The organism is Pseudoalteromonas sp. P1-13-1a, assembly GCF_001401875.1.
GTDB lineage: Bacteria > Pseudomonadota > Gammaproteobacteria > Enterobacterales > Alteromonadaceae > Pseudoalteromonas.
Genome location: NZ_LKDV01000076.1, coordinates 1 through 876, shown reverse-complemented (window position 1 = coordinate 876; position 876 = coordinate 1). Strand labels below are relative to the sequence as shown.

Genomic DNA, 876 nt, shown 5'->3' with positions numbered 1-876 from the left:
CCTATGCCACAAACACGTGAGCACATCCTACTTTCTCGTCAGGTTGGCGTACCTTACATCGTTGTATTCATGAACAAATGTGACATGGTTGACGACGAAGAGCTACTTGAGCTAGTAGAAATGGAAGTTCGTGAACTTCTTTCTGAGTACGACTTCCCAGGTGATGACTTACCACTAATTCAAGGTTCTGCACTTAAAGCACTTGAAGGCGAAAAGCAGTGGGAAGACAAGATCGTTGAGCTTGCAGAAGCACTAGATTCTTACATTCCAGAGCCAGAGCGTGACATCGATAAGCCATTCATCATGCCTATCGAAGACGTTTTCTCAATCCAAGGTCGTGGTACTGTTGTAACTGGCCGTGTTGAAGCTGGTATCATCAACGTGAACGACGAAGTTGAAATCGTTGGTATCAAAGAGACTACTAAGTCTACTTGTACTGGTGTTGAGATGTTCCGTAAGCTTCTTGACGAAGGTCGTGCTGGTGAGAACATTGGTGCACTTCTACGTGGTACTAAGCGTGAAGACGTTGAACGTGGTCAAGTACTAGCTAAGCCTGGTTCAATCAAGCCACACACTACATTCACTTCAGAAGTATACGTACTTTCTAAAGATGAAGGTGGTCGTCATACTCCATTCTTCAAAGGTTACCGTCCACAGTTCTACTTCCGTACAACTGACGTAACAGGTGACGTACAGTTACCAGAAGGCGTAGAAATGGTAATGCCTGGTGATAACGTTAAGATGACAGTAACTCTAATCGCGCCAATCGCGATGGACGAAGGTCTTCGTTTCGCTATCCGTGAAGGTGGCCGTACTGTAGGTGCTGGTGTTGTAGCAACTATCGTAGAGTAATAATTAGCCTAGCTAATTAATACT

At 44.7% G+C, this 876-nt stretch carries 1 protein-coding gene; it reads left to right on the top strand.

Features of this window, described 5'->3' with window-relative positions:
- Window positions 1-852, top strand: an 852-nt coding sequence (gene tuf / locus AN391_RS19825; RefSeq protein WP_055016971.1) for an elongation factor Tu, incomplete at its 5' end; no start/stop codon positions are given.
- Window positions 853-876: the final 24 nt, after the last annotated feature.